Origin of the sequence: Arthrobacter sp. zg-Y20, assembly GCF_030142075.1 — a bacterium.
Lineage (GTDB): Bacteria > Actinomycetota > Actinomycetes > Actinomycetales > Micrococcaceae > Arthrobacter_B.
Map to the genome: position 1 here is coordinate 1,507,650 of NZ_CP126241.1, position 26,398 is coordinate 1,534,047.

The following is a 26,398-nucleotide window of genomic DNA, read 5'->3' on the forward strand; positions in this document are numbered from 1 at the left end:
CTGGGCATGACTGAACTAACCGGTACGGCGGCCACTGTCGTTTTGCTGCGGGACTCCGGCGCCGGGCCCGAGGTGCTCCTGCTGGAGCGCCCGACGGCGGGTTCCTTCGGCGGCGCCTGGGTTTTTCCCGGCGGCCGGGTGGACCCCGGGGACCGTCGCAGCGGTGAACCCGAAGCCGCGGCCGCCCGTCGGGCCGGGACCCGCGAGACCGGTGAAGAGACCGGCCTGCTGCTGCATCCGGAAGACCTGGTGCCGTTGTCATGCTGGTATCCGCCGGAGAACATCCCGCGCCGGTACCAGACCTGGTTTTTCGCGGTAAAGGCACCAGCAGGCGATATCCGGCTCAACCCGGGAGAGCTGCTGAACCATTTGTGGCTCGCCCCCGCTGAAGCCTTGGACCGGCACCGCAACGGCCTGATGCAGCTGGTACCGCCCACATGGGTCACCCTGTACGGCCTGCAGCAGGACAGCGGCGCCGATGCCGCCCTGGCCCGCATCTCCGCCGCGGAACCGGAAACCTTCCGGACCCGCCCGCTTGCCGGGTACGGCACAGTCAAGGTGGTCGGCTGGGAAGGGGACGCAGAGTACGACGGCGCGGCGTCCCCGGTGGATGGAACGTCGGCAGTGCCGGGATCACCGGCGCCCCGGCACCGCCTGGTGATGGACGGTACGAACTGGCGGTACGAACGCAGTTAGCTGCACCGGGGACGGCCGGCGGCGGGTGTTGTTCCGTGGGCATGCGTTCCGGCGGGTACACTCCCTGCATGGGGTTTACCGGGGTTTTGATGATTGGATGCGGTGCTGTGCTTTCGTGGGCGGCGGAGGCCACCGCCAGGGGCCGGATGGGGATCAACTCCCTGGTTGGCATCCGGGTGGGTTACGTGACCGCTTCCGATGCGGCGTGGCTCGCCGGCCACCGTGCAGCCCGGGTCCCGACCCATGCGGCGGCCGCTGTTTTCGCCGTACTTGGCGTGTTCGCGCTTGTCTTCCGCGGCTCGGAAGACGTGGCCGGTTTTGCGGTGATCGCCGGATCAGCGGCGGTACTGGGGCTGGTCCTGTGGGCCGCGGTTCGAGCCAACCGGGCCGCTTACCGGGTTGTGGCTCAGGAACGGGCGGTCCCGGGCGTTCCGGTCCCGCACGGTAGCAAGCCAGGGCAGTCTGCCCCTGAGTAGGGCCGGATCGTGACGCCGGAACCGTTGCGTGCATCCGTCCCTGAAGGCGGCTACGAGCTCGCGCTGGCCCGGCCGGTGGACCGGCTCCCCGGTCCCGGTGCGCTGCCGGGCGGATGCCTGTATGAACCCAAATGGGACGGTTTCCGGGTTGCCGTCATAGTCACCGGCGCCGGTGCGCGGGTTCAGTCGCGCAACGGGAAGGACCTCACCGCAGTGTTTGCGGAGCTGGCCGCCGCCGCGGCGGACCAGGTGCCGCCCGGGTACGTGCTGGACGGCGAAGCCGTGGTCTTTTCCGGCGACCGGCTGGACTTTGATGCCCTGCAGAAACGCCTGGTGGCAGGACGGGAAATCGCCGCCCTGGTACGTGCAAAACCGGCGTCGTTGGCAGTGTTTGACCTGCTGGCCGTAGACGGACAGGACATCCGGAGCATACCCCTGCGGGACCGCCGCGCGCTGCTGACGGAACTGGCCCGGAGTTGGCAGGCCCCGCTGAACCTTTCGCCGGTAACATCCGATCCGGACACGGCTGAGCAGTGGCTGCGGGACCTGCCTGCCACGGGCGTCGAGGGCCTGGTGATCAAGGGGGCCGGGCAGGCCTACGCGGGCGGGCAGCGTCAGTGGCTGAAGCTGCGGCACCGGGACACGGTGGAGGTCCTCTGCGGGGCGGTCACCGGTTCGCTGGCGCGTCCGCAGGAGGTGGTGGCCGGGCTGGTCATTGACGGCGAGCTGCGGATAGTCGGGCGCAGTGCCCCGTTGAAGCCTGCTGCTGCCCGAATGCTGGCGGCACATCTGAACGCTTCCGGCGACGGCCACCCCTGGCCGGAATTGATCAAGTCCGCTGCCATGGACCGGTTCAACGCTGGAGCGGAGCCCACCCGGATCATCCGCGTGGAGCCTGTGGTGGTTGAGGTGTCGGCGGACACCGCGTTTACGGGGACCTCGTTCCGGCATGCCTTGCGCTTCCTGCGGCCGCGTCCGGACATGGATCCCGGGGATATTGAGCTGCCTGCCGCGCTGCGCTGAGGGGTCCGGCACCGGTGGCGGATCAGGCTTCTTCCAGAAACCCCAGAACCTGTTTCCGCGCCTTCCTGCCCTCCGGGACGGGCAGAAGCGGATAGACGTGGACGCCGCCGTCGGCCACCTGCAGGGACACTTGGCCGCCTGCAGCCCGCATGCGGGTTTCCAGCTTGCGGATGTCGGGGTACGGCAGGTCCCGGGTCCCGGCAAACAGCAGTGTGGGCGGCAGCCCGGCAAGGCCGCCGTAGAGCGGGCTGACGCGCGGATCCGTCAGCGGGGTTCCTGATGCCCAGGCGCGGGCGGACACGCGGAGCCCGGTGCGGCTGAGCCACGGATCATGCTTTTCCACCTCGTCCAGTTCCGGGTTCTCCATCGCCAGATCCACCCAGGGGGACAGCAGGACCATGCGGCCCGGGGCCGGCAGTGACAGGGCCGGCAGCTGCTGGGCGAAGGCCAAAGCCAGTCCGCCGCCGGCCGAATCGCCCGCCAAGGCCACCCGCTCCGGCGGGATATCGGCCAGGATCGATTGGTAGAGCGGTGCCAGCAGTGCAGTCGTGTCCCGGTGGCTGTACCGCGGCGCCAGGCCGTACAGGGGGACTTCAACGCGGTGGCCGGCGGCGGCCAGCCCGGCGATAAAGCGCCAGTGCCAGCCGGCGATGGGGCTGGTGTAGGCGCCGCCGTGCAGATACATCACCGCGGAGGCGGAGGCGGAGGCAGGGCGCGGGTCGCGGGGCTGCACGCTGTAACAGGTGAAGCCGTTGAGGGTGCGTTCGTCCACCCGGAAACCGCCCCGGAGCCGGCGGGGCGGAGGCGACGGGCGCTTGGGCGCTGTGAGCCGTTTCTCCGCCCGCCCCGCGGTTGCCGTCAGGGGTTTCCGGGTCAGCCGCAGGTATGGCGTCAATAGCCTCAGCGGCATACTCGCCATCGAACACCCCTTCACCCTGCTCAGAACAAGACGCAAACCTGCCGGAAGACTACACGGTTGACACGCACCACCTGAGCCCGGAACGTTTCTGCCATGCGCAAAGTGACCTCGTCCCTGTTCAGCTCCGTTGACGGCGTGGTGGAATCACCCAACCTCTGGCAGTTCGACCACTTCGATGAGGACATGGGCCCGGCCATGGAAGCCGCTTTGGCCGATATGGACACGGTGCTAATGGGCCGCAAAACCTACGAGCAGTGGGCCAGCTACTGGCCGGACCCCGCCCGCGACGACGGGTTCGGAGACTTCATCAACCCGGTTCGGAAATACGTGGCGTCCCGGACCCTGGACGGACCGCTGGAATGGGAAAACTCCTCGCTCATCGAGGGCGGGCTGGAAGACTTCGTCACAGCCCTGCGCGGGAGCGAAGGCGGCACCATCGGCATCCAGGGCAGCATCTCCGTGGTCCGGCAACTGCTCTTCGCCGGGCTGTTGGACGAACTGACCCTGATGGTCCACCCCGTCGTCGCCGGCGGAGGTGAGCGGCTCTTCCGGCCGGAAGACCCCACTACCCGGCTCGAACTGAAAAGCTCCCGGATCACGTCCTCCGGCAATGCCCTGCTCACCTACGCACGGCGTGCGGACTGATCAGCCGTTGGGCTGATGACCTACCGGCAAGTGCGCCCGGACGAAGTCTGCCACCGGCCCTGCCATTCCAGCTCCGATGACGTCCGCCGGCCGCTTCTGCCCGCGGACCTCGAACGAATGGTTCCCGCCCTCAACACGCTGGATCACGGCATTGGGACCGATCCGTTCGGCGACAGGTTCGAGTTCGCCCGGCAGGGCAAACGGATCCCTTGTGCCCTGCAGGAACAGCATCGGCAGGGGAAGTCCGTACAGGTGGGCATCGCGCAGCTTCTCGGGCTTCCCCGGCGGATGCAGCGGATAACCCAGATACACCAGCCCGGCGGCAGGCATTCCCTCTGCTACGGCCATGGACGCCATCCGCCCGCCGAAGGACTTCCCGCACGCCCACACCGGCAGATCGCCGCCGCGCGAAAGCGCTGCGTCCATGGCCGCCTTCCACGTCCCGACGGCTACCGGCGCCTTGTCCGGAAACTTCCTGCCCGCCTCCCGGTAGGGAAAGTTGAAGCGCAGCGTGGCCAGGCCGGCGTCGTTCAGCGCATCGGTGAATCCCGTCAGGAAGGGGTGCTCCATTCCGGCTCCGGCACCGTGCGCCACAACGACGACGGCGGCGGACTCTGCAGGCCGGGCGAAAACCGCTGAAGTAACTGCTTCGCCCATGGAGAGGGAAAACGGTTCGGACTGCATGTGTCCTAATCTACTGCAGTCCCGGGGGTCTCCTCCTTGAGAGCGGGAGCCAATGCCTCTAGACTGGATAACGGACAGGATTTGAAGGCCAAGGCGCGCTTACCGGCGCCAGCGCACGTATAGATCGCATATGTAGATCGTATGTACACAGCGCAGCCTCTCCTGAAACCCCGCGGTCCGCCTTGGGCGACGAACCGCAGTCACCACTCCGGCGCTGAAGCCACACCAGAAGGAACCCGCCGGTGTTCGGCGTGCCCGGAGTTCCAATACATGCCTCTGAAGGGAGCATCAACTATATGTTGAAGCACGTCGCCGTGACGCGCACCAGGACCACCACTTCACGATTCACCGCACAGATCGCCGCTATTTCGGCCGCCTGCGCGCTGGTTGCCGGGGGAGTATCCGCAGCCGAAATCGGTATGCTGACCGCGGAACCGGCCCCGAGCCCGGTCATCGCCGAGGCATCCGCCTAGGACACAAGCAGCACACTGTGCAGCGCCTGCAATACACGGGGCGCAACGAAGTCTCCGCCGTCGTTCCCGTACCGGGAATGGCGGCGTTCTATTTTGGGCTTTCCGGTCCGTCGGCGGGCGCTCCTAGAATGGAGGGCACACAACCACTACATTCGCGCAGGAGCACCGTGCCCAGAGGCAAACACCATCCGCCGCGTCCCAAGCCGGCCAACAGCGAGGGACTGCTCATCGCCAACGACCTGAAAAAGGAGCGCGGCTGGACGGACGGACAGATTAAGACTTTCCTGCCGGAACCGGATCAGACGGCGGGCAACCCGTTCTCCCGCAAGGCCGCGCCGATGAAGCTCTACGCGCTCGAGCGCGTAGAGGCCATCGAGGCTACCCCGGAGTACCGGAAGGCCCGCGAAGCCTCCCGCAACCGCCAGCTGGCCGCCCGGGAACGTGCCCTGGTGAAGAAGAAGGCCGCCGTCGCCGTCGCGCAGTCACTGGACCTGCGCATCGTCCCGGAGCCGTGGGAGAGCGTGCAGCGCAAGGCGATTGAACACTTCAACGGCCGGCTGCGCGGCAAGCAGTCCCCGGCGAGCATGTCCACTGCCCCGTCGCGGCTGAACCGCCTGACGGTGAACTACCTGCGGCACCAGCAGACGTCTTACGAGGCGGAACTGAAGGAGTTCAAAGGAGTGGTGGGCGTTGGCGAGGCGTACCTGGTGGTGCGCAACCGGATCCTGGACCTGATCGCGGCTACCTATCCGCAGCTGGCCGCGGAGTGTGAACGGCAGAAGTTCGACGCGCCCGAACTGCCGGACGGCGTCACGTTGTAGGCGCCGGGCGCTCGGGAACGTCCGGGGGACAACCCCGGATACGAAGCAGGGCCGCACCGGTTGGTGCGGCCCTGCTTCGTATAAGGAGCGGTGCTTAGTGCCTACACGCCGTAGTAGAGCTCGAACTCGAACGGGTTCGGGCGCATGGCCAGGGGCAGGATCTCGTATTCGCGCTTGTACTCGATCCAGCTGTCGATCATGTCCTGGGTGAACACGCCGCCGGCCTGCAGGAACTCGTTGTCGTTCTCCAAGGCGACCAGTGCCTCTTCGAGGGAACCCGGAGCCTTCTGGATGTGCTTGGCCTCTTCGGGCGGCAGCTCGTAGAGGTCCTTGTCAATCGGGTCCGCCGGCTCAATGCGGTTCTTGATGCCGTCCAGGCCTGCCATCAGCTGGGCCGAGAAAGCAAGGTACGGGTTGGAGGAGGGATCCGGTGCGCGGAACTCGAGGCGCTTGGCCTTCGGGTTGGAGCCGGTGATCGGGATGCGGATGGCGGCGGAACGGTTACCCTGCGAGTAGACCATGTTCACCGGTGCTTCGAAGCCCTTGACCAGGCGGCGGTAGGAGTTGACCGTCGGGTTGGTGAAGGCCAGCACAGCCGAAGCGTGCTTGAGCAGGCCGCCGATGTACCAGCGGGCCAGGTCCGAAAGGCCGGCGTAGCCCTTTTCGTCGTAGAACAGCGGCTCGCCGCCGTTCCACAGCGACTGGTGGCAGTGCATGCCCGAACCGTTGTCACCGAAAATCGGCTTCGGCATAAAGGTGGCGGACTTGCCCCAGGCATCGGCGACGTTCTTGACGATGTACTTGAACTTCTGCAGGTCGTCGGCGGCGTGCGTCAGCGTGGTGAACTTGTAGTTGATTTCGGCCTGGCCGGCGCCGCCGACCTCGTGGTGGGCCCGTTCGACGGCGAGGCCCACGTTGTCCAGCTCCACGCTGATGGCGTCGCGCAGGTCGGCCTGCTTATCAACCGGAGCCACCGGGAAGTAGCCACCCTTGTACGGGGTCTTGTTGCCCAAGTTGCCGCCGTCTTCCTCGCGGCCGCTGTTCCAGGGCGCTTCGATGGAATCCACCTTGTAGAAGCTGCCCTTCGGGGCGGATTCGTACTGGACGTTGTCGAAGATGTAGAACTCGGCCTCGGAACCGAAGAACGCCGTGTCGGCAATGCCGGTGGACGCGAGGTAGGCCTCGGCACGCTCGGCCACGCCGCGCGGATCCCGGTGGTACGGCTCACCGGTGCGGGGGTTCACGATGGAGAAGTTCAGTGCCAGCGTCTTCTCGATGCGGAACGGATCCAGGAACGCCGTGGTGACGTCCGGGATGAGCTGCATATCGGATTCGGCGATGCCCTGGAAGCCGCGGATGGATGAGCCGTCGAACAGCTGACCGTTGACGAAGAAATCGGCATCTACGGTTTTGGCCGGCACGTTGAAGTGCTGCTGCACTCCGGGAACGTCGGTGAATCGGATGTCGACGAACTTCACTTGCTCGTCAGCGATGAACTTGAGGACTTCGTCCGCGTTCTTGAACATCGTTTCTGTGCTCCTATACAACTGTTTGGATGGAGGACCTCGGGCTGCAAGACCAAAGCTGGCGCCCGGTCCTTTGACCGTCCGGCGCAACACCTTGACCTTAGAAGGACCCGGTTTCCCGGCGGTGACACGTGTGTTTCCGGCACGTTACGCAGTCGGTGGTCTCCCTTCCACCCTATCCGCAACTGTGCGGGGCAGTGATAATAGGGGGTTTATTTACGTCCCGGCCACCCGGGTAGTCTTTAACCGTGGTCGATAGAAGCGATATAGGTTCCTGGCTGGAAGGCCCTCCCTCCGATGAGAGCACCTGGCCGGGCAAGGGCCTTGGCCGGCCCCGGACGGGTCCGGGTTCAATAGCCCGCGTAGGGCCACGCCTGGGAGCGCTGGTCATTGACTGGGCCATCGCTTCGCTGATTGCCTACTGGCTTTTCGGCGGTGACGACTTCGCGATCCTCGGCATCTTCGCCGTCGAACAGATCGTCCTGGTCAGCCTGCTCGGCTACAGCATCGGCCACCGTGTGTTCAGCCTGCAGGTGCAGAAAATGGACGGCCGGGCCGCGGGTATTCCGGCCGGCATTGTCCGCACCCTGCTGCTGTGCCTGGTGCTCCCGGCTGTTGTATTCGACGCCGACCAGCGCGGACTGCACGACCGTGCCATGGGAACCGTCCTGGTGAAGGTTAAACACTAAGCTTTCCTTTTCCGCCTGCCTGCGGCAGGCTCGGGGCATGAAGCTCCTTATTCTCGGCGGCACCGCCTGGCTTGGACACCGCACCGCACTGGCGGCCGCCGCGGAAGGACATCAGGTCACCTGCGCAGCGCGCGGCATCTCCGGCGCCCCGCCGTCCGGGGCCGCGTTCCTGTCAATTGACCGCGACGCCGACGGCGGCCTGGCGGAAGCGGCAGGGCAGCAGTGGGACGCGGTCATCGACGTGTCCCGGCAGCCCGGGCAGGTCCGGCGGGCCGTGCGGGACTTGGCCGATGCGGCGGACTTCTACGTATTTGTGTCCACCGGGAACGTCTATGCCAGCCAGAAGGAGTGCGGGCAGGACGAAGATGCACCGCTGCTGCCACCGCTGACATCCGACGTCATGGAGTCCATGGAGAGCTACGGCCCGGCCAAGGTGGCCTGCGAGCAGGCCGTGACGTCCGGGTTCGGCCCGTCGCGCCGGGCGATCGTGCGGGCGGGGCTGATCGGCGGTCCCGGCGACACCTCCGGGCGCAGCGGATACTGGCCGATGCGCTTCGCGCATCCCGCCGACGCCGGCGGCAGGGTCCTGGTGCCCGAGGCCGGCGCGCAGCCCACACAGCTCATCGATGTGCGCGACCTCGCCCAGTGGCTGGTGGACCTGGCCCGGGAACGCACCGCGGGGATTTTCAACGCCGTGGGGGATACCGTTCCCCTGGCGCAGCACTTGGCCGCCGCCGCCGCCGCCTCCGCGGCCGCAGGGCCCGGAACACTGCTGCCGGAGCACGAACCGGCAAGCACCGGTGCGGCCGGGGAGGAACGGGGCAGCGCCGTCGCCGTCGCCCAGCAGTGGCTGCGTGAGCAGGGTGTGGGGGAATGGTCCGGTCCCCGCTCGCTCCCGCTGTGGCTGGAAGATCAGGACTGGCAAGGCATGAATGCCCGCTCGAATGCGCGGGCGCGCCGGGCAGGGCTGACGCTCCGGCCCCTGGAGCAGACCCTTGCGGACACACTGGCCTGGGAAGAGAACGAAGGCATCGACCGGCCCCGCGGCGCCGGTCTGTCCGGCAACGAAGAGCGGGAACTGCTGGCGCGCCTTGATGCTGGCCCAGGCGCGGTCACGGCTGGACGGGGAAAGGCCGAGTCCTAGGCCGGATACAACAAAAGGGCCCCTCGAGAGGGGCCCTTTTGGTAGGAACGGCTAGCGTCCGCGGGTAGCCTTGCGGTCCGGGCGGGCACGGTAGGGGTCAATGCCCTTGGGGATCGGCAGCCGGGTTCCCAGTGCGGAGAGACGCTGGTTGACGGCGGCGACTTCCTGCTTGGTCAACTGCTTGGGCAGCTTCTTGGCCGTGGGGGCCACCTTGGCCAGGGGGACCTGCCCTTCACCGTTTCCGGTCTGGATGACGGTGACCGGAACCTTGGGGGCGATGCGGTTCATGCGCCGGCGTTCGCCGTCGGCCAGTGCACGGGCGCGGGTCGGGGAGCCTTCGGTGACCAGGACAATGCCGGGACGGCCAATGGCGCGGAACACCGCTTCCTGGGTGCGCGGGTTGACCGCAACGGGCTGCTCTTCGAGGATCCAGCCGCGGCGGAGCACACTCAGGGCTGCACCGGAGGCACCGGGCTGTCCTTCGATCTGCGAGAACGCCGCCCGCTCTGCGCGCCGGGACAGGATGAACACCGCGGCGAGCAGGCCAAGCGGGATGGCGATGATCAGCAGTGTGATCCAGTTGTCGATGAGCAGGCCGATCAGCAGGCCCACGGCGATGATGCCGAAGAAGGCACCAAGCATCAGCCATACAACGTTCGGGTCATTCCGGCGGGTCATCTTGAAGATGTCCACCATCTGCTTCATGCGCCCCTGCTTCTTGGGCTTCTTTTCCCCCTTCGGCTTGCGGGAAAAGGCGCCCTTGCGGGGGGTCTGGGATGCGTCGGAATCAGTGCTTTTGGCCATAATAAGTCAATTCTACGTGATGCGGGCGTGCTGTATTGAAGGGCGTGCGGATGTGACACGCGCCGTGGTGCAACGGTATGCGGGGCGGGTGCCTCAGCTGCGGGCGAGGATGGAGGAGGCTTCCTGCAGGGTGGTGCCGGAATCCTCGATGTGTGCCAGCTGCGGGGGCAGTTCCCGGCCCTTGCGGCGCATTGCTCCGGCCCACAGCCGGCCGGCGCGGTAGGAGGAACGGACCAGCGGACCGCTCATCACGCCCAGGAAGCCCAGTTCCTCTGCTTCGGTACTGATGTCCACGAATTCCTGCGGCTTGACCCAGCGGTCCACCGGGAGGTGGCGTTCGCTGGGGCGCAGGTACTGGGTGATGGTGAGCAGGTCGCAGCCGGCATCGCGCAGGTCCTTCAAGGCACCGGAGACCTCTTCGCGGGTCTCGCCCATGCCCAGGATGAGGTTGGACTTGGTCACCATGCCCATGTTCTGGCCCTGGGTGATCACGTCCAGGGACCGCTCGTACCGGAATGCGGGCCGGATGCGCTTGAACAGGCGCGGCACCGTTTCGACGTTGTGGGCGAAGACTTCCGGCTTCGCCTCGCAGATATCGATGATGTGCTCCACCTTGCCGGAGAAGTCGGGAATGAGGATTTCGACGCCGGTGCCCGGGTTGAGTTCGTGGATCTTGCGGATCGTCTCGGCGTAAAGCCAGACACCTTCGTCTTCCAGGTCATCCCGGGCCACGCCCGTCACCGTGGCGTAGCGCAGGTTCATCTGCTGCACCGAGCGTGCCACCTTGAGCGGTTCCATCCGGTCCAGGGCGGAGGGCTTGCCGGTGTCGATCTGGCAGAAGTCGCAGCGCCTTGTGCATTCGGACCCGCCGATGAGGAAGGTGGCCTCGCGGTCCTCCCAGCACTCGAAGATGTTCGGGCACCCGGCCTCCTCGCAGACGGTGTGCAGGCCTTCCTTCTTCACCTGCTTCTTCAGCTCCACGAATTCCGGGCCCATGTTCACTTTGGCCTTGATCCATTCGGGCTTGCGTTCCACCGGGACGGCGGCGTTGCGCTGTTCGATGCGCAGCAGGCGGCGTCCTTCAGGGGCGAGGGTCACAGCAGGGCTCCTTTCGGCCGGCCGTCGGCAGGGATGGCGCCGCGGCCGGGGAGTTCTGTCGGGGTGGTGCCGGTCAGTTCCGCCATGCGGGCGGCAAGCTCGGACTCGATCCGGTCAACGACGTCGGCCGGGGACACGGTCCTGCCGGTTTCGGCGCTGATGGAGGTGGTGCCGGCGTCGGTAATGCCGCAGGCAATGATCTGGCTGTACGGAGCAAGGTCGTTACTGCAGTTCAGGGAGAAGCCGTGCATGGTTACGCCTTGGTGGACGCGGATGCCGACGGCGGCGATTTTGCGGTCCGGGGTGCCGAAGGGCTGCCCGTCTCCGCGCAGCCACACTCCCGAGCGGCCCTCGATCCGGGTGCCGGTAATGCCGTATTCCTGCAGGACGGCGATGACGGCGGCCTCCAGGGCTGCTACGTATGCCTTCACATGGGCCGGGTCGGCCAGGCGCAGGATCGGATAGCCCACCAGCTGGCCGGGGCCGTGCCAGGTGAGTTTTCCGCCGCGGTCCACGTTGATCACGGCAGTTCCGTCAAACGGGCGCTCATGCGGTTCGGTACGGCGTCCCGCCGTGTATACCGGGGTGTGCTCAAGGAGCAGGACCGTATCGGGGGAAGAACCCTCAAGGACCTGCCGGTGCAGTTGCTGCTGGAGATCCCAGCCTGCTGAATAATCCACGTAGTGCGGAGCCAGGCCTACGCGGGTGAACTCCAAAGCCATGGGGCCTAGCCTAGACCCCCGCAGACGTAATGTGGACCACATCCCCGACGGCGACGCAGACGGGGTTCCGCGCGGCTGCGGCAGGCCCCGGCCCGGCCCCGGCGGCGACTACCTTGTGGATAACGGGCGTGCCCGTCCGGGGCAGGTTGACACTTGGGTGCCATGGACACCACGCCCAATGACGGACGCCCAGGCGTACCGCCGTATCAGACCTTTTCCCCGGAGGCCGGCACCGATGCCCCCGGCCGCACCGCTCCTGCTGTACGGGGGTTCTCCGTGGACCGGCTGCTTGGAACGGGCGGCAGCGGTGCCGTGTGGCTGGTGCGCGACGCCGCCGGCTCGGCCTTTGCCCTTAAGGTCCCGGCCGGCGCGGGACACCACGGGTTTGAAGCCCGGCGGGAAGTGAACGTGCTGGCCCGGATGGAGCATCCGCATCTGGTCCAGCTGCACGGGGTGGCTGAGACCGACCAGGGTGAGGGGCTGCTGGTGGGGTATGCCGCCGGAGGCAGCGCCGCAGCCCTGGTCGCTGCCAGGGGACCGGTTCAACCCGGTGAAGCGGTCAGTGTGCTGGTTGGCATTGCCGGGGCGCTGGGCTACCTCCATGCGCGCGGGGCAGCGCACGGAGATGTTTCTCCGGCCAACATCCTGTTCACGGCCGAGGGCAAGCCGCAGCTTGCCGACTTCGGCCAGGCGCGCCTGCTGGGGGAGCCGGGAACCTCGGCGCCGGCCACCCCGGGGTTCGAAGCGCCGGAGGTTGGCGGCAGCCGCCAGAGGCAGCGCTCCCGGCAAAGTACCCTCGGGGCAGCCGCCGATGTTTATGCGCTCGCCGCCGTGGGCTGGTTCCTGCTCACCGGCAAGCCTCCTCCGCCTGTTCGGGACCGCCCGCCGCTGTCGATTCTGGTTCCCGGGGTGGGGCGGGAGCTGCCCGCCTTGCTGGAGGCGGGACTCTCGGAGGACCCGGGCGTGCGTCCCGGGGCAGACGAGATGGCGGCATGGGCCTACCGCGGCGCCCGCCCGCTGCCGGTGGACCTGGTGGCTTCCGCCCACCCCGAGGTGCGCCCGGACCTGCTGACCCGGCGGACAGGTTCGGCTGCCCGTGCAGGCGGAACGAAGAAGGGCCGGGGAAGGCGCCCCCAGAAGGAGCCCAACAGGGAGGGGGAGCGGAACAGGGGAAGGGGCCGCATCAGCGGGAGGGGTACGCGGCAGTTCCGGCGGCCGCTTCCTCCGCACCGGCGCAGGCCGGCGGGCACCTTTGTCCGCGTTGCTGCCACTGTCCTGGTGGCTGCAGTGCTTCTGCTGGCCGGAGTGGCGCTCGCAGCGCCCGACCTTCTCCAGGTAGAAACCAACCGGTCCGCCGGGCCGGCCAAGGATGCTCCCGTGGAACCGCGGCCGGACGGCGGCAGCGGCGAGGGCGCGGAAACCCGTACAGAGGATGTTGGGCACGGCAATCCGGACGGAGCCTCCGGCGATGACACGGGTTACGGTGCGGCCGGGCAGGGGAGGGGAGAGGCGCAGCGGATGCAGGGGGAGCAAACGCCGGCTGTGGAGGTCCTGCTGGCCACGGCTGCTGCCGCCGATCCGGCTGAGGCGGTCCCGGCGCTCGCCGAGCTGCGCGCCCGGGCGTTCCGTACAGGCGACCCGCGCCTGCTGGCCCATGTGGACGCACCGGAATCGCCGGCTTTGTCCGCAGATGAGGAACAGGTGGGCAGGCTGGTCCGGGACGGACAGGCCCTGCGGGGTCTGGAGATGCAGGCAAGTGTGCTGGCTCCGGACACCCCCGCTGCCGGCGGATCCGCCGCACCGGCTGATGTCACGGTGCAGTTGCGGGTCAGGTTGGAGGTTTCTGCCTACCAGCGCGTGGGCAGCGACGGTTTGGTCCTGGAAGACGCATCCGCCCGGCAGCAGGAAGTGATGCTGGTGCTCGTGCAAAGCGGCGGCACCTGGAAGATCAGCACGGTCCTCGGCACGGATTAGGCAGGTTGCTGCCGGATCTAGCGTGAGCTGAAAGATAGGATCGGTCTATGAGTCCAACTGCTTACCTTCGTTACCCAGACCTGCACAACGACTTGGTCACCTTTGTGGCGGAAGACGATGTATGGATGGCTCCCGTCGCCGGCGGCCGGGCCTGGCGGGTGTCCGCCATGGGGCTGCCGGCCCGCAGCCCCAAGTTCTCCCCGGACGGCACCCGGCTGGCCTGGCAGGCAGTGCAGGGCGGCGCGCCGGAAATCGTTACGGCCAATACCGACGGCGGAGACTTCCGCCAGCTGACCTACTGGGGCAGTCAGAGCACGCGCCTGAAGGGGTTTAATTCCGCCGGACGGGTCATCGCGACCACGTCCGTGGAGCAGGAGGACAACCGGCTCCGCTGGGCCTTCGAAGTTCCATTGGACGGTGCGGCGCCCGTCAAACTGCCCTACGGTCCGGTGGAAACGCTGGCCGAGGGCCCCGCCGTCGGTGATGAACGCCCGCTGGTGATCGGCAGCATGCTCACCCGCGAGCAGGCCTGGTGGAAGCGCTACCGCGGCGGCACCGCAGGCAAGCTCTGGATTGATGCCGACGGCAACGGGGAGTTCGAGCGCCTGGTGCCTGAACTGGACGGCAACCTTTCGGACCCCATGTGGATCGACGGCCGCGTTGTCTTCCTCTCGGACCACGAGGGCTACGGCAACCTCTACTCCGTGACGCCGCAGGGAACGGACCTCCGCCGCCACACTGACTTTGAAGGTTTCTACGTCCGGCACGCGTCCTCGGACGGCAGCCGCATCGTGTTCGAATCCGCCGGCCGCATCTGGCTCCTGCCGTCGCTGGATGCCGAAGCGCAGCCGCTGGACATTGTCCTTGGTTCGGCAGGCACCGCACGGCGCCCCCGGCCGCTCGACGTTGCCAAGCACCTCGCCGAAGCCGTGCCGGATGCCGCAGGCAACGCGAGCGTGGTGGAAACCCATGGCACACTGCATTGGCTCGCCCACCGGGACGGACCCTCCCGTGTTATCGAAGCGGACTCCTCGGTGCGTGCCCGGCTCGGCCGGCCGCTGGGGGATTCCCGTGCGGTGTACGTCAGCGACCGTGACGGCGAAGACGCCGTCTACATTCGAAACGTTTTCGAGGACCTTCCGGCTGCCGGGACAGCGGGCCGCAAGGGAACCGAATCGGTGCCGGCGGCGGACACGGCCAGCGGGCTTGTCTTGCCCCGCCCGGTTTCCGCAGCGGGAACGGGCCGCACGGCAGCCGCCACGCCGGTCGCCTCACCGGTTGACGATCACCAGGGTGAGACGCCCGAGCCCGGCGATTCCGGCCATGCTGATTCGCCGGCCGGAACGGTACGCATCGGGTTTGACCGCCCCACCCGCGTCAGCCAGCTGGCGGCCAGCCCGGACGGCAACAGCGTGGGCGTTGCCACCGAATACGGCGAAGTCTTCCTCCTGGACGTCCGGACCGGGGAACTGCACCCGGTAGCCTCCTCTGATTTCGGCGCAGTGGATCACCTGGCATTCTCCCCGGACTCGCAGTGGCTCGCGTGGGCGGAGCCGGCCAGTGCCGGCGGCGGGCGGTCCCGGATCCGGCTGCGGTCTGTCAGCAGCAGCGAAGCGGGGATCATCGACGTCACGGACGGCCGCTTCAGCGATCATGACCCGGCCTTCACCCAAGACGGCAAGTACCTGGCCTTCCTGTCCGAACGCAGCTTTGACCCGGTATATGACACGCACCGGTTCGATCTGAGCTTCCCGTCCTCCACCAAGCCCTTTATGGTCGCCCTGGCCGCCGGCACGCCGTCGCCGTTCGGTCCGGCGGTGTCCGGCGGAACACCCGCAGCAGAGGAAACCAGCGGCAGCGAAGAGGAGAACCAGCCGGTCCCTGAAGTCCGGGTTGACGCTGAACGCATCGCCGACCGCATCATTGCCGTACCGGTGCCGCAAGGCCGCTACGAAAAGCTCCGCACTGCCGGGAATGCCCTCCTGTGGCAGGCCACGGACATCTTCGGCGTCACAGGTGACGGCCGGGCTACGTCTGCAGACAGGGAACCGGCATCACGGCTGGAACGGTTCGACCTTGCCAAGAAGGACGTGTCTGTCCTGGTACCCGCACTGGATACCTACGAAGTCAGCGCTGACGGTTCGCGGCTCGTGCTGCAGCACGAGGGGAACCTCCGCGTGGTCCCGACCGCTTCCCGCGTGGAGGAAGACTCAGCAGACAACGTCCGGGTAGACCTGGGCCGGATCCGGGTACGCATTGACCCGGTCAAGATGTGGGGCCAGGCCTTTGACGAGGCATGGCGGCTGCAACGCGACTTCTTCTGGGCCCCGGATATGGCCGGGATTGACTGGGAAGGCGTCCGGGACCGCTACCGCCCGCTGGTGCAGAACCTCGGCAGCCACGATGACTTGGTTGACCTGCTCTGGGAAATGCACGGTGAACTTGGTACCTCCCACGCCTATGTCACCCCCGCTCCTGCAGCGGAGCCCGGCTCCGGCGCCCAGGGCTTCCTGGGTGCGGATCTGCGCCCGGCAGCCGGAGGCTGGGAAGTGGTACGGATCCTGGCCGCCGAGTCTTCCGACCCGCAGGCGGTCTCGCCGCTGAGCGCCCCGGGTGCCGATGTCCACCCCGGAGACATCATCGCCGCAGTGGACGGCGTTCCGGTTCCGGCGGACCAGGGACCGGCTGCCCTGCTGGCCGGTGCTGCCGGCCGCGCTGTGGAGCTGACAATCGTCTCTGCGTCCGCGGACGGCGAGGCACCCGGACAGCGGCGCATCGCCGTCGTTCCCCTGGCCTCGGAAGAGAGGCTGCGTTACCAAAACTGGGTCAGCGCCAACCGGCATACTGTCCGGGAGGCCTCCAACGGCGAGTTCGGCTACCTGCATATCCCGGACATGGTGGCCAACGGCTGGTCCCAGCTGCACCGTGACCTTGATGAGGAAGCCTCCCGCAAGGCGCTGGTGATCGACGTCCGCCGCAACCGCGGCGGCCACACTTCCCAACTGGTTGCCGAGCAGATCGGACGGAAGGTCACGGCATGGGAAAACCCGCGCGGCGGCCAGCCTTCCACTTATCCGGCGCACGCACCGCGCGGACCTGTAGTGATCCTGACAGATGAGTTCGCGGGTTCCGATGGCGACATCATCACCCAGACCTCGAAACTTCGGGGGATCGGTCCGGTTGTCGGCACCCGAACCTGGGGCGGTGTGGTCGGCATCGACGGCCGGTTCAAACTGGTGGACGGAACCGCAGTGAACCAGCCGCGTTACGCCTACTGGTTTACCGGCGGGGTGGGCTGGGGAGTGGAGAACCGCGGCGTGGAACCGGACATCGAGGTGGCCTTCCCTCCGCACGCCTACGTTGCAGGCGACGATCCCCAGCTTGAGCACGGCGTGGGAATCCTGCGGGAAATGCTCACTGAACTGCCCACGGACCAGCCTCCGGCCCGGGAAGGCTATCCCGTCCTCCAGCCCGCACCCCTGCCGCCCCGGCCGCAGGGCCGGCAGGGGGAGCGGCCGCAGGACGACGGCGGCCTGTCCATTCCGGCACCGGTGTCCGCAGGCGCGGCAGGTAATGACGGTGCCAAGGACAACCGGCACTAACGGCGTCGAAGGGTCTGGACTTCAATACGCAGTCCGGGCCCTTCCGGCGTTGAAGGCGTGGGGGCGCAGGAGTAGCCTCGCAAAGATGGGCATTTCCCGCGATTTCCCCAAGCAACCAGCCGTCGCTGGCACCGCTCAAGATGGGAGCAAGGAATGAGTACCGGAATCCGCCCTTCGTATCTGCGCTGGGGGCCCATAGGGCTTGTTGCCCTCGGCGGCGCAGCGGGTGCCGCGAGCCGCGAGGGTCTGAGTCTGGCGATCCCGAATCTCGGCTCGGTGCCGGTGGCGATCCCGATCATTAACGTGGTGGGTGCGTTTCTGCTCGGCTACCTCTACGAGGCGGTCACCCGTCTCGACAAGGCGCGTCCGACCGGTGCGAACCTCAAGCTGCTGCTGGGCACCGGTTTCTGCGGTGGCTTCACCACCTACAGTTCGCTGGCCACTGACACCGCTGTGCTCTTTCGCGACGGGTTACCCTGGCCGGCGGTGATCTACGCCCTCGGCACAGTGCTGGTGGGCGCCTGCGCCACCTGGGCGGGCATCGCCATTGCGACTGCTGTCAATAACCGCTCCGGCCAACACCGCAAAGATGAGCAGGAGGACGCTACATGACTCCCGGAATTTTCCTGCTGCTGGCGCTTGCCGGCGGGGTTGGGGCCACGGTGCGGTTCGTCGTGGACGGACTTATCCGCGCCCACTCCAATACGCGGTTTGCGTGGGCGACGACGATCATCAACGTCTCAGGTTCCCTCGTGCTGGGCTTCCTCACCGGCCTGACCATCGCGCGCTTTGTGTCTACCGACTTCAGCATCGTGATCGGAACCGGGTTCCTCGGCGGCTACACCACCTTCAGCACGGCGAGCTACGAGACTGTGCAGCTGATCAAAAAGGGCCGGTACGGGGCGTCCTTCATCAGCGGCGTGGTGATGCTCGTGCTCTCCGTTGCGGCCGCGGCGATTGGACTCTGGATCGGCGCTGCCCTGTAGCACCCGTCCTGGATCCGGCCCTATGGTGGGCCGTCATACTAAGCTCCTGTACAGAAGATGCTGCCTGGCGGGGCCGCAACCCGCATCGGGTGTACAGAAGGCAATAAGGCCACAGCCAGTCCGGGGCACCCTGCACGGGACGGCCTAGGGGCGTTTGGCTGCGGGGATGTAGTGGGCAATCACCAGGAACACCCAGGTGGTGAGGATGTACGGCCAGGTGTAGGTGGGAGCATTCAGGTCATGCATGAACACCGTGACCACCGCGGTCACCACGGTTCCGATGACGGCCAGGACCCATGAGACCGTGTTGCTCTTCAGGAAAACGACGGCGAGGGCAATGGCGGTCAATACACCGGAATAGCCGGCCAGGCCGTTTGCCGTTTCGGTGAGGGCCTCTCCCATCGCCAAGGCGCACAGGCTGCCCACCACGCTGCCCAACAACCCGGCGAGCCCCACTTTCCAGCCCGCTACGAAGAGGCCTAGCAGGATCAGGGCCCCTGACCACACGTTGTTGATCAGTACTACCTCAGACACATTCGTCAGCAACGAGCGCGCGAAGGCAAGGGGAGCCGAGTCGATGGTTTGTGACGGTCCCGAACTCACATGCAGCGCCTCGGTGCTGAGCAGTATTCCTGTCGCAACAATGCAGAACGGTGCCGTCGTCGACGGCAGCCCATAGACTCTCAGCGGCGTTTTCGTGAACAGTGCGACCACCAGCCACGTGACCGGGGCGCAGAGCGCACCGCCGATGAGCGCGATCGGATACGCCGCCCACTGGCCGCCAATGGCCGAATACGTTGCAGCACCGGCCAGGGCGCCGCAGAAGCCCTGCAAGCCTGCGGTAACGGACGAGGGATCGGCCCGAAGCAGGCGCCCTGCCGCTGTGTTTCCCGCGCAGCCAATCAGCACGAGCAGGGCCATGCGCCAGTCGGCCACGACGAAGGCGGCCAGGATCAGCAGCGCCGTCCAGATGTTGCTCTGGAAGAAGATCTGGGACAGGCCCTGTCCCCACCCCTTCAGCCAGCCTGAACCCGAGATAGCCGAATCCGGGTCGGCCGCGCCTGCATTGCTCACGTCGTGTCCTTTCCCGGGGCGCCGTCAGGCGGCGCTTGGGCGGGTCGCGGTCCGGCCCACCGTTCCTCCACCCGGCCGAACCTCCAGTACGCCGTCGAGACGAGCCAGACGAGCACGAGGGTTCCTACGACGATGTAGCCCACGTTCTCCAGGTCAATGCCGGCCACCCACCCCGTGAGCGGGTCGCGCAGCCCGAGCTTCTCATTCAGCAGGCCAACCAGTTCGATGCCGCCGATCATCACGGCGATCATCACGGAGAGGCCGGTGATGGTGAGGTTGTAATAGAGCTTGCGGATCGCGTTGACGCTCGCCCAGCCGTAGGCTTTGACCATTGCGGCCGAGTCGAGCGTGTCGAACAGGCTCATGCCGGCCGCGAAGATCAGCGGCAGGCAGAGGATGGCGTACCAGGGGAGCCCGGTTGCCGCACCCGTTCCGGCCAGCACGAGCAGCGCTATCTCGCTGGCGGTATCGAAGCCGAGCCCGAACAGGAAACCGACCGCGTACATTTTGCCCGGCCGGTCGATTGACCGCATCATGGGCCGGATCAGGCGGCTGATGAAACCGCGGCCCTGCAGATGCCGCTCCAGTTCCAACTCATCCAGATCTCCGTCGCGCGACGCCCGCCAGACCTTGAGGATCCCCATAAACGCGACGGCGTTGATGAGTCCGATCAGCAGCAGGAATACTCCGGAGATAACCGTGCCGAACACGCCGAGGCCGTTCCGGACGGCGTTCCCGTCATCGCTCAGCCCCACGGCCCAGCTGACCCCGAGCGCCAGCAAGGCCGCCATCAGGAACACGATGGTGGAGTGGCCGAGGGAGAAGAACAGGCCGACGCCGGCAGCCGGCTTGCGCAGGTCAACGAGCTTGCGGGTGGTGTTGTCTATGGCGGCGATGTGGTCGGCGTCGAAGGCGTGCCTGACGCCGAGGACATAGGCCACCACGGCAATGCCCACACCGAAGACGGATGAGCCGAGCTGGAGATGCAGCGGCTCGACCAGGACGAAGAACAGACCGAAGCCTGCAATGTGCAGGAGCACGACTGGAATGAAAGCACGTACCACCTGCGCCCGGTAGGAGCGCCCCTGCGTCGCGGCTTCCGCTTGCGTGTTGTCTCGCACCGTTCCACCCCTCTCTAGCTCTTGCGGATCACGGGTGCCCGTTTCCCGGTCAGCAACTCGTGCACGGCGGCCGCGGCGGCCGTGTTCGCTGCGGCCACGGCCACGGTGTCGTTGCCTACCAGCCGCATCCACACACCGGCTTCACCGGGTAACGTGCTCACCCCGAAGATCAGGTCGCCGCCGCTCTCTGCGACTGCCCGGTGCATGGTATCGGCGAGCTGAGCCGGCGGTACGAGGGGCGTGAAGACGTAAAGCATCGCAAGCACGTCATGGTTCGCGAGCACGCCGAGCCCGTTCACGCCGTCGGACCCTCCCGGCTCTCCTGCCCCGGGGCGCAGCCTCACCCGGTCCAGGGCAACGAGCCGGCCGTCCGGACGCCGCACCTCGAGGTCGGAGGCGTACACGTCATAGGCATGGCGTTCGCCGCGGGCGAGCCTGCCGGCGTACAGGGTCTCGCCGAGCAGCAGGGTGGCCGACGCGTCGACCACCGCCGATGTCTGCTGGTAGAAGCGCGAACCGGCGAAGGGGACCACGGCCTCGGGCAGGTACTCCGCGTAGGCGCCTTCTTCGACAGCGATGTTCATAATCGCGGAGGCGTAGTCGTGCTCCATCCGGTAGACCCGTGTCTGGGTCTGGGTGGTCACATGCGCCGACGTGCCCGGCCCGAAACGCAGATCGGTGCGCAGCCTGTCTCCATGCAGGATGCCTCCGCCTGCCGACATCAGGTAGGTGTAGGCCATATCCGGGCGCAGCTCGTTGTAGTAGAGCGGATGCATTATCTGCAGCGGTGACTTCTGGTAGTGCTGCACCAGCTCGGTGCGGCCCCGGTTGCGGTCGAACCCCAGCTGCAGAATGCCCACCTTACCCGGGCTGCCAACGGGCAAACCCCGCCAGATTTGAGCCTGGTGCAGCACTTCTGCCGGAACCCGGGCCGGCTCATAGAACGCCGGTTCGAGCCGGTAGCCGCCCCTGCTCGGTTCCCGGCCGCCCGCCGGCGCGGGGCGGGGCAGTGCACTCACGCTGGCGAGCCGGGCTGCACCGGCAGCGGTGTTTCCGGCCGGTTCCGCCATAGTTGCTGGGTCCGTCGCCTTCAGCCTCATCCGATCAGCTCGGTTCTGGCACCCCACTGGGACATGATCTCCCGCTGGAGTTCGTCAACCCCGAACCCGGTGAGTGAGTTCGTCAGAACTACGGGCCTGTCTTCACGCACCCGGTGCGCGTCCGACTCCATCACCCCGAGATCCGTGCGGACATATTGTGCAATGTCGATCTTGTTGATGACCAGGATGTCGCTGTCGGTGATGCCGGGACCCCGCTTGCGCGGCATCTTCTCGCCCTCTGCGGTGTCCAGCACGAACACAAACACGTCCGCCAGTGCAGGCGAGAACGTCAGCGTCAGATTGTCGCCGCCGGATTCGTAAATCAGTGTGTCGATCTCGGGAAACCGTTCCAGCATTTCGGCCCCTACGGCCAGGTTCATGGTCGGGTCGTCGCGGACGGCAGTATGCGGGCACGACCCGGTCTCGACGCCCATCACGCGCTCGGGATCGAGGATACCGGCCAACTCACGGCGCACGTGGTGGGCATCCTCCTGGGTGTAGATGTCGTTTGTGATGACGCCGGGGGTGCGGCCGGCCTCGATCAGCAGCGGAACCAGCGCCTCCGTCAAAGCTGTCTTGCCGCTGCCAACGGGTCCGCCGATGCCGATCCTCAAAACGTTCTCGCTCATGGGTTCCTCTTTTTCGGTGTAGATGTCGTTCTTCCGTATGCGCCATTCAGCTGGAGAACAGCCGCGCCTCGGCCCTTTCGTGCCGGGCCGACATCACGTCCGCCATGGGCGCGCAGCCGCCGAGGTCAGCGAGATCGCGCTCAAGGGCGGCATCCGTCGCCTGCTCGATCACCCCGGACGTTTCCAGCAGGATGGCCTGCGCCTGCCGGTGGTCGGTCAGCCGAAGCCGGAGCGCGGCCCCGACGAAGCTCGCCGAAAAGGCGAACAGGTCCGCTGCAACAGCGTCCCTGGCGTCAACCCCGTTCGCCGCATACACCACAGCTGCGGCGACGGGCTGGCACCCGGGGGTGCTGCGCACCCGCACCCGCTCCCGGTATTCGGCTAGCAGCGCCTGAGAAGTCAGCTCGGCGCCCAGATCGATCAGCTGGTGCCCGCTGCGTACCGAAGCGGTGCGCATTTCGGCGTTCAGCTTTGAGGCGAAGAGCCGTTGGTCGATCTCCTGGACGAGTTCGACGTCGCCGTCCGCCGCCGCGCGGTGCGCGGCGGCGAGTGCGGTTGCGTCCGAAGGCCCGACGGCGTGCAGCAACAGCTCGCCCAGCAGCTGCTGCACGCCGTCCCGGCCCACCAGGCGGGCCTGGCTGTACCCTTCGAGACTGTGTGACATCGTGTAAAAGCCGCTGGGGAAAGCCGAGTCCGCGAACTGCAGGGCTGTCAGCAACTGGCGTACATCCGTCATTCGGTGCCCCTAGGCGAGGAAGAACAACTGGGTCAACGGCAGCGACTGGGCCGGAGGGATCGTGGCCAGCGTGCCGTTGTATGTCACGTTGTAGGTCTCCGGGTCCACCTCGATGTTCGGTGTGGCGCTGTTGCGCACCATGTGCTGCTTGCCGATGCCGCGGCAGCGGTGCACCGGGAGCACCTGGCTCTGAAGCCCGAGCTTCTCCGGCACACCCTTGTCGATGGCCGCCTGGGACATAAACGTTGCCCGCGTGCTCTGCAGCGCCTTGCCCTGCGCACCGAACATGGGCCGGTAGTACACCGGCTGAGGGGTCGGCAGTGAGGCGTTCGGATCGCCCATGAGTGCCCAGTTGATCAGTCCGCCTTTGACGATGAGCCGGGGTTTGGCGCCGAAGGATTGGATCGGCCAAAGCACGATATCGGCCATCTTGCCCTCTTCCAGTGAGCCGATGTAGTCGGACACGCCCTGGGTGATGGCCGGGTTGATCGTGATCTTGGCGAGGAAGCGCAGCACCCGGAAGTTGTCGTTGTCCGGGCTGTCCTCGGGCAGCTTGCCGCGCTGGTCCTTGCAGTGGTGGGCGATCTGGAAGGTGCGCATGAACGACTCGCCAATGCGCCCCATCGCCTGGGAGTCGGAGGAAACCATCGAAATGATGCCCTCGTCGTGGAAAACGGTTTCGGCGGAGATTGTCTCGGCCCGCACCCGGGAATCGGCGAAGGCGACGTCTTCCGGGATGTCGTGGGAAAGGTGGTGGCAGACCATCACCATGTCGAGCAGCTCATCGACCGAGTTGACGGTGTAGGGAAGGGTCGGGTTCGTCGACGACGGGAGGACGTTGGGGTGCCCGGCCACCTTGATGATGTCCGGGGCGTGTCCGCCGCCGGCACCTTCGGTGTGGAAGGTGTGGATGGTGCGCCCGTCGATCGCGTCCAGGGTGTTCTCCACGTAACCGGACTCGTTGAGGCTGTCGGTGTGCACCGAGACCTGCACATCGTAGTGATCTGCCATGGAAAGTGCATTGCTGAGCGCTGCCGGGGTGGTGCCGTAGTCCTCATGTACTTTGAGTCCGGCCGCCCCGGCCTCGATCTGTTCCATCAGGGCCTCCGGCAGCGATCCGTTGCCCTTGGCGAGGAAACCCATGTTCACCGGCATTCCCTCGGCGGATTGGAGCATCCGGGCGAGGTTCCAAACACCGGGGGTGGTGGTGACGCCGTTGGTGCCGTCGGTTGGCCCGGTGCCGCCGCCGAAGATGGTCGTGATGCCGTTGGAGAGGGTCGCCAGCGCCTGTTCCGGCGAGATGTAGTGCACGTGCGAATCGATGCCGCCGGCGGTGGCAATAAAGTGTTCGCCGGCCAGTAATTCAGTGCCCGGTCCAACCACCAGCCGCGGATCCACCCCGTCCTGGGTGTGCGGGTTGCCGGACTTGCCGACGCCGGCGATCTTGCCGTCGCGTACACCGATATCGCCCTTGACCACGCCAAGCACTGGATCCAGGATGATGGCGTTCGTGATCACCAGGTCGAGCACGCCTTCCGCGGCGGTCGCCTGCGGGTCGGCAGCCATGCCGTCACGGGCGGTCTTACCGCCGCCGTAGACAACCTCGTCGCCGTAGTGGCCTTCGTTGTAGTCCTTCTCAATCTCGATCACCAGGTTGGTATCGGCCAGGCGGACCCGGTCCCCGGTGGTCGGTCCAAAGAGATCGGTGTACTGCTTGCGCGAGATCTTCGCCATCACTTCTTCCCTTCTCCTGCGTTACCCGTTTTCGCCGGGTTGCCCGTGTTGCCGGCACTGGGTTTGGCATTCGGTTTGCCGTTCTGGAACTTGAGTTCGTTCATCCGGTCCATCGCCCGAATTTTCGTTGCCGCAGAATCGAGCCCGCCGTCTACGAGGTTGTTGAAGCCGATGACCCGGCGGTTGCCGGCGTAAGCCGTCAGGGTTACCTCTTTGGTGTCGCCTGCCTCGATGCGGATACCGGTGCCTGCCGGCACGTCAAGGTGCATGCCGTAGGCGAGTTCGCGTTCAAACAGAAGCGCCTTGTTGGTTTCGAAGAAGTGAAAGTGGGAGCCGATCTGTATGGCCCGGTCACCTGTGTTGCTCACCAGCAGCTTGACGCTCGGCCTGCCGGCATTGATCTCGATCTCTTGTTCTCCGTGGTCATAAGTGGGGCTGCCCAGCATGGTGATTCCTTCCCTTGCGGCGCAGCGCGGCCGCACATGGTGTTTCAGTGGGGGATTCCGGTCAGCTCGAGCCGATCGGGGCGGGGTGGTGATGGGTGTGGCCGTCGCCCGCCCCGTTGCTGTGGATGTGGGAGTGGCCGTTAGCCTCCTCGAAGGCGTGCGAGTGGGCATAACCGTGACTGTGGTCAGCCTGAAGGCCTGCCTCAATGCCGGTACGGCCGTGCCCGAGGGCGTGCAGTGCGTCATGGACCCGTTCGCGGATGACGCGCAGAACCGCCTGTTCGCTCAGCAGGGCACCGTAGAAGCCGGTGTCGGCAAGTGCGCCTTCGCCGAAGGGGACAGCTTCGCCGTGCACGGCGGCCACCCGGCGGAACCCGGCCGGTACAACCACCGTTTCCGTACTCCCAAGCAGCCGCATCCGCCGGACAGCTTCCAGGAGTGCCTCCGTGTCCTCGACAGCAGCCGTTTCCACCGGGTTGCCGGCCCCGTGGGTCCGCACCAAATGCGCGATGCGGTGGAGTTCGGCGTCGTCGAAGGGGTTGGCTGCATCTGCAACTATCAACACGGCTGCGCGGGGTGTGCGCCGGCGCACCTCGACGGCGGCGGTCCGCAGCCACGCCGTGAGGTGGTCGGCCGTGCCGAAAGCGTCCGCCAAAGCCAGCGGCGCGGCGGCGCTGTCCCGGGCGCCTTGGGCACCGAGCCACTTGAGCGTTTTCGCCGTGTCGGCCACGAGAGTCGGATTGCGCCCGAAAGTCATTGGTAGCACGACGATTGGTGCCGCCTCCGCGCCGGAGATGTTCCGCGCGCGCAGCCGGGTGAGGGTGTTGTGCAACGGCCGTCCGGGCGGGGTGACGAGAGCGTCGGGGATCATATCGGTGAGGAAGGAGAAGTCCGCACCGTTGCCGCTCTCGTGCCCTCCGACCAGGACCACCGTTGCACGCGGCTCGGCGGGCCCGGTCAAGTCACACCCCAATGGGATCGTGACAGGAGACCAGCTTGCTGCCGTCAACGAAGGTCGCCTCGACCTGCAGGAGAGGCAGCCGCTCACGCACGCCGTCCATGCATTCGGACTCGGAGACGATGGTCTTGCCGAGCTCCATCACCTCAGCAACGGTCCGTCCGTCGCGGGCGCCCTCCAGGATTGCCTCGCAGATGAGGGCGGTTGCTTCGCTGACACTCAGCTTGGTTCCCCGGTCGCGCCGCTTCCGGGCCAGATCAGCAACCTGGTAGATGTAAAGCTTGTCGATTTCTTTGGGAGTGAGGTTCATTTCTTCAC

At 66.6% G+C, this 26,398-nt stretch carries 27 protein-coding genes; 12 read left to right on the plus strand and 15 right to left on the minus strand.

Annotated elements, in window-relative coordinates; translation table 11 throughout:
* Positions 1-6 precede the first annotated feature (6 nt).
* The 3 genes from QNO06_RS07225 (at position 7) to QNO06_RS07235 (ending at position 2,195) form a co-directional block, all read left to right on the plus strand.
* On the plus strand, positions 7-696 hold the full coding sequence (locus QNO06_RS07225; RefSeq protein WP_227910880.1) for an NUDIX hydrolase: 690 nt from the start codon (positions 7-9) through the stop codon (positions 694-696).
* A gap of 68 nt (positions 697-764) precedes the next feature.
* The gene (locus tag QNO06_RS07230; protein WP_227910881.1) at positions 765-1,172 is read left to right on the plus strand and encodes an SdpI family protein; all 408 of its coding nucleotides are present in this window, start codon (positions 765-767) and stop codon (positions 1,170-1,172) included.
* A 9-nt stretch (positions 1,173-1,181) separates the two neighbouring features.
* Positions 1,182-2,195, plus strand: coding sequence for an ATP-dependent DNA ligase (locus QNO06_RS07235; RefSeq protein WP_227910882.1), 1,014 nt, complete (start codon positions 1,182-1,184; stop codon positions 2,193-2,195).
* Positions 2,196-2,217: 22 nt separating this feature from the next.
* Here the strand turns inward: QNO06_RS07235 and QNO06_RS07240 are convergent, their stop codons facing one another.
* The gene (locus QNO06_RS07240; protein WP_284162978.1) at positions 2,218-3,090 is read right to left on the minus strand and encodes an alpha/beta hydrolase fold domain-containing protein; all 873 of its coding nucleotides are present in this window, start codon (positions 3,088-3,090) and stop codon (positions 2,218-2,220) included.
* Between the two features lie 117 nt (positions 3,091-3,207).
* Between QNO06_RS07240 and QNO06_RS07245 the strand changes: the two genes are divergently transcribed.
* Positions 3,208-3,759, plus strand: a complete 552-nt coding sequence (locus tag QNO06_RS07245) for a dihydrofolate reductase family protein (protein ID WP_227910884.1) — start codon at positions 3,208-3,210, stop codon at positions 3,757-3,759.
* Here QNO06_RS07245 and QNO06_RS07250 read toward each other — a convergent pair whose 3' ends face one another.
* Complete coding sequence (locus QNO06_RS07250) at positions 3,760-4,443, minus strand: alpha/beta hydrolase family protein (protein ID WP_227910885.1); 684 nt, start codon at positions 4,441-4,443, stop codon at positions 3,760-3,762. It abuts the gene before it with no gap.
* 296 nt (positions 4,444-4,739) lie between these two features.
* Between QNO06_RS07250 and QNO06_RS07255 the strand changes: the two genes are divergently transcribed.
* Both QNO06_RS07255 and QNO06_RS07260 read left to right on the plus strand, forming a co-directional pair.
* Positions 4,740-4,916, plus strand: a complete 177-nt coding sequence (locus QNO06_RS07255) for a hypothetical protein (protein WP_227910886.1) — start codon at positions 4,740-4,742, stop codon at positions 4,914-4,916.
* A 167-nt stretch (positions 4,917-5,083) separates the two neighbouring features.
* Positions 5,084-5,737 carry a hypothetical protein gene (locus QNO06_RS07260; RefSeq protein WP_227910887.1) on the plus strand — a complete coding sequence of 218 codons (654 nt, stop codon included), beginning with the start codon at positions 5,084-5,086 and terminating at the stop codon, positions 5,735-5,737.
* A gap of 101 nt (positions 5,738-5,838) precedes the next feature.
* On the opposite strand, the gene glnA is transcribed toward QNO06_RS07260, so the two are convergent.
* Positions 5,839-7,263 carry a type I glutamate--ammonia ligase gene (gene glnA, locus QNO06_RS07265; RefSeq protein WP_227910888.1) on the minus strand — a complete coding sequence of 475 codons (1,425 nt, stop codon included), beginning with the start codon at positions 7,261-7,263 and terminating at the stop codon, positions 5,839-5,841.
* 248 nt (positions 7,264-7,511) lie between these two features.
* Between glnA and QNO06_RS07270 the strand changes: the two genes are divergently transcribed.
* Both QNO06_RS07270 and QNO06_RS07275 read left to right on the plus strand, forming a co-directional pair.
* Positions 7,512-7,952 carry an RDD family protein gene (locus QNO06_RS07270; RefSeq protein WP_227910889.1) on the plus strand — a complete coding sequence of 147 codons (441 nt, stop codon included), beginning with the start codon at positions 7,512-7,514 and terminating at the stop codon, positions 7,950-7,952.
* 37 nt (positions 7,953-7,989) lie between these two features.
* The gene (locus QNO06_RS07275) at positions 7,990-9,096 is read left to right on the plus strand and encodes an NAD-dependent epimerase/dehydratase family protein (protein WP_227910890.1); all 1,107 of its coding nucleotides are present in this window, start codon (positions 7,990-7,992) and stop codon (positions 9,094-9,096) included.
* A gap of 51 nt (positions 9,097-9,147) precedes the next feature.
* Here QNO06_RS07275 and QNO06_RS07280 read toward each other — a convergent pair whose 3' ends face one another.
* From QNO06_RS07280 to lipB, 3 genes are all read right to left on the minus strand, one after another.
* Positions 9,148-9,900, minus strand: coding sequence for a DUF4191 domain-containing protein (locus QNO06_RS07280; RefSeq protein WP_227910891.1), 753 nt, complete (start codon positions 9,898-9,900; stop codon positions 9,148-9,150).
* Between the two features lie 93 nt (positions 9,901-9,993).
* Complete coding sequence (gene lipA / locus QNO06_RS07285) at positions 9,994-10,998, minus strand: lipoyl synthase (RefSeq protein WP_227910892.1); 1,005 nt, start codon at positions 10,996-10,998, stop codon at positions 9,994-9,996.
* Positions 10,995-11,720, minus strand: coding sequence for a lipoyl(octanoyl) transferase LipB (lipB, locus tag QNO06_RS07290; protein WP_227910893.1), 726 nt, complete (start codon positions 11,718-11,720; stop codon positions 10,995-10,997). Before lipB ends, lipA begins: the two co-directional genes overlap by 4 nt.
* A gap of 162 nt (positions 11,721-11,882) precedes the next feature.
* Here lipB and QNO06_RS07295 point away from each other — a divergent pair, with 162 nt between their 5' ends.
* The 4 genes from QNO06_RS07295 to crcB all read left to right on the plus strand — a co-directional run bounded on the left by QNO06_RS07295 (position 11,883) and on the right by crcB (position 18,282).
* Positions 11,883-13,694: a protein kinase domain-containing protein gene (locus QNO06_RS07295; protein WP_227910894.1), complete on the plus strand. Its 1,812-nt coding sequence runs from the start codon at positions 11,883-11,885 to the stop codon at positions 13,692-13,694.
* A gap of 47 nt (positions 13,695-13,741) precedes the next feature.
* Entirely contained in the window at positions 13,742-17,296 is a 3,555-nt protein-coding gene (locus QNO06_RS07300) for a S41 family peptidase (RefSeq protein WP_227910895.1), read from the plus strand.
* Between the two features lie 153 nt (positions 17,297-17,449).
* Positions 17,450-17,908 (plus strand): fluoride efflux transporter FluC, encoded by a 459-nt coding sequence (locus tag QNO06_RS07305; RefSeq protein WP_227910896.1) that lies wholly within the window; start codon positions 17,450-17,452, stop codon positions 17,906-17,908.
* Complete coding sequence (gene crcB, locus QNO06_RS07310; RefSeq protein ID WP_227910897.1) at positions 17,905-18,282, plus strand: fluoride efflux transporter CrcB; 378 nt, start codon at positions 17,905-17,907, stop codon at positions 18,280-18,282. Before QNO06_RS07305 ends, crcB begins: the two co-directional genes overlap by 4 nt.
* A gap of 144 nt (positions 18,283-18,426) precedes the next feature.
* Here crcB and QNO06_RS07315 read toward each other — a convergent pair whose 3' ends face one another.
* From QNO06_RS07315 to QNO06_RS07355, 9 genes are all read right to left on the minus strand, one after another.
* A complete protein-coding gene (locus QNO06_RS07315; RefSeq protein ID WP_227910898.1) occupies positions 18,427-19,356 on the minus strand; it encodes an urea transporter in 930 nt (309 codons plus the stop codon).
* Positions 19,353-20,396 (minus strand): HoxN/HupN/NixA family nickel/cobalt transporter, encoded by a 1,044-nt coding sequence (locus tag QNO06_RS07320; RefSeq protein WP_227910899.1) that lies wholly within the window; start codon positions 20,394-20,396, stop codon positions 19,353-19,355. Before QNO06_RS07320 ends, QNO06_RS07315 begins: the two co-directional genes overlap by 4 nt.
* A gap of 95 nt (positions 20,397-20,491) precedes the next feature.
* On the minus strand, positions 20,492-21,547 hold the full coding sequence (locus QNO06_RS07325; RefSeq protein ID WP_227910900.1) for an urease accessory protein UreD: 1,056 nt from the start codon (positions 21,545-21,547) through the stop codon (positions 20,492-20,494).
* Positions 21,548-21,573: 26 nt separating this feature from the next.
* A complete protein-coding gene (gene ureG / locus QNO06_RS07330) occupies positions 21,574-22,206 on the minus strand; it encodes an urease accessory protein UreG (protein WP_227910901.1) in 633 nt (210 codons plus the stop codon).
* 46 nt (positions 22,207-22,252) lie between these two features.
* Positions 22,253-22,942 (minus strand): urease accessory protein UreF, encoded by a 690-nt coding sequence (locus QNO06_RS07335; RefSeq protein ID WP_227910902.1) that lies wholly within the window; start codon positions 22,940-22,942, stop codon positions 22,253-22,255.
* A 9-nt stretch (positions 22,943-22,951) separates the two neighbouring features.
* Positions 22,952-24,676: an urease subunit alpha gene (gene ureC / locus QNO06_RS07340; protein WP_227910903.1), complete on the minus strand. Its 1,725-nt coding sequence runs from the start codon at positions 24,674-24,676 to the stop codon at positions 22,952-22,954.
* Positions 24,676-25,122: an urease subunit beta gene (locus tag QNO06_RS07345; RefSeq protein WP_227910904.1), complete on the minus strand. Its 447-nt coding sequence runs from the start codon at positions 25,120-25,122 to the stop codon at positions 24,676-24,678. Before QNO06_RS07345 ends, ureC begins: the two co-directional genes overlap by 1 nt.
* A gap of 61 nt (positions 25,123-25,183) precedes the next feature.
* Complete coding sequence (locus QNO06_RS07350) at positions 25,184-26,083, minus strand: hypothetical protein (protein ID WP_227910905.1); 900 nt, start codon at positions 26,081-26,083, stop codon at positions 25,184-25,186.
* Between the two features lies 1 nt (position 26,084).
* Positions 26,085-26,390, minus strand: coding sequence for an urease subunit gamma (locus tag QNO06_RS07355; protein WP_227902226.1), 306 nt, complete (start codon positions 26,388-26,390; stop codon positions 26,085-26,087).
* Positions 26,391-26,398: the final 8 nt, after the last annotated feature.

Excerpts from the sequence above, each read along its gene's own strand:
- QNO06_RS07305 (WP_227910896.1), top strand. The coding sequence starts at position 17,450 with ATGAGTACCGGAATCCGCCCTTCGTATCTGCGCTGGGGGCCCATAGGG.
- QNO06_RS07325 (WP_227910900.1), bottom strand. The coding sequence starts at position 21,547 with ATGGCGGAACCGGCCGGAAACACCGCTGCCGGTGCAGCCCGGCTCGCC.
- QNO06_RS07245 (WP_227910884.1), top strand. The coding sequence starts at position 3,208 with ATGCGCAAAGTGACCTCGTCCCTGTTCAGCTCCGTTGACGGCGTGGTG.
- QNO06_RS07300 (WP_227910895.1), top strand. The coding sequence starts at position 13,742 with ATGAGTCCAACTGCTTACCTTCGTTACCCAGACCTGCACAACGACTTG.
- QNO06_RS07255 (WP_227910886.1), top strand. The coding sequence starts at position 4,740 with ATGTTGAAGCACGTCGCCGTGACGCGCACCAGGACCACCACTTCACGA.
- glnA (WP_227910888.1), bottom strand. The coding sequence starts at position 7,263 with ATGTTCAAGAACGCGGACGAAGTCCTCAAGTTCATCGCTGACGAGCAA.
- ureC (WP_227910903.1), bottom strand. The coding sequence starts at position 24,676 with ATGGCGAAGATCTCGCGCAAGCAGTACACCGATCTCTTTGGACCGACC.
- QNO06_RS07335 (WP_227910902.1), bottom strand. The coding sequence starts at position 22,942 with ATGACGGATGTACGCCAGTTGCTGACAGCCCTGCAGTTCGCGGACTCG.
- QNO06_RS07295 (WP_227910894.1), top strand. The coding sequence starts at position 11,883 with ATGGACACCACGCCCAATGACGGACGCCCAGGCGTACCGCCGTATCAG.
- QNO06_RS07225 (WP_227910880.1), top strand. The coding sequence starts at position 7 with ATGACTGAACTAACCGGTACGGCGGCCACTGTCGTTTTGCTGCGGGAC.
- QNO06_RS07280 (WP_227910891.1), bottom strand. The coding sequence starts at position 9,900 with ATGGCCAAAAGCACTGATTCCGACGCATCCCAGACCCCCCGCAAGGGC.
- QNO06_RS07230 (WP_227910881.1), top strand. The coding sequence starts at position 765 with ATGGGGTTTACCGGGGTTTTGATGATTGGATGCGGTGCTGTGCTTTCG.
- crcB (WP_227910897.1), top strand. The coding sequence starts at position 17,905 with ATGACTCCCGGAATTTTCCTGCTGCTGGCGCTTGCCGGCGGGGTTGGG.
- QNO06_RS07345 (WP_227910904.1), bottom strand. The coding sequence starts at position 25,122 with ATGCTGGGCAGCCCCACTTATGACCACGGAGAACAAGAGATCGAGATC.
- QNO06_RS07250 (WP_227910885.1), bottom strand. The coding sequence starts at position 4,443 with ATGCAGTCCGAACCGTTTTCCCTCTCCATGGGCGAAGCAGTTACTTCA.
- ureG (WP_227910901.1), bottom strand. The coding sequence starts at position 22,206 with ATGAGCGAGAACGTTTTGAGGATCGGCATCGGCGGACCCGTTGGCAGC.
- QNO06_RS07275 (WP_227910890.1), top strand. The coding sequence starts at position 7,990 with ATGAAGCTCCTTATTCTCGGCGGCACCGCCTGGCTTGGACACCGCACC.
- lipB (WP_227910893.1), bottom strand. The coding sequence starts at position 11,720 with ATGGCTTTGGAGTTCACCCGCGTAGGCCTGGCTCCGCACTACGTGGAT.
- QNO06_RS07355 (WP_227902226.1), bottom strand. The coding sequence starts at position 26,390 with ATGAACCTCACTCCCAAAGAAATCGACAAGCTTTACATCTACCAGGTT.